This window comes from Plebeiibacterium sediminum, from assembly GCF_026013605.1.
GTDB lineage: Bacteria > Bacteroidota > Bacteroidia > Bacteroidales > Marinilabiliaceae > Saccharicrinis > Saccharicrinis sediminus.
Genome location: NZ_JAPDPJ010000410.1, coordinates 1 through 317, shown reverse-complemented (window position 1 = coordinate 317; position 317 = coordinate 1). Strand labels below are relative to the sequence as shown.

Genomic DNA, 317 nt, shown 5'->3' with positions numbered 1-317 from the left:
ATTGATTCGAGAGTAATGATAAAAAAGCTTCTGTTTTCATTAAACTTTCAAATTATTGAGGCAAAAGATGGACTAGAAGGATGGAGTCTAATGATTAAAGAAAAACCAGATCTTGTTTTATTAGATCTATATATGCCTTATAAAAATGGTTTCGATACGCTAAAGGATATGCAGGAAGAATGGGTTGATATTCCTACCATAATTCTATCTGGTGATCATTCAAGTAAAACGATTCACTCCTGTCTTTCAAACGGAGCAACGGCTTTTATTCCAAAGCCTATAAACAAAGATGAATTCTACCGAAAGATATGTGAGCA

The 317-nt window shown here is 33.1% G+C and carries 1 protein-coding gene; it reads left to right on the top strand.

Annotated features, from left to right (window positions below):
• Window positions 1-15 precede the first annotated feature (15 nt).
• Window positions 16-317 (top strand): response regulator (locus OM075_RS26770; protein WP_301193438.1); only part of this gene is annotated, 302 nt, incomplete at its 3' end.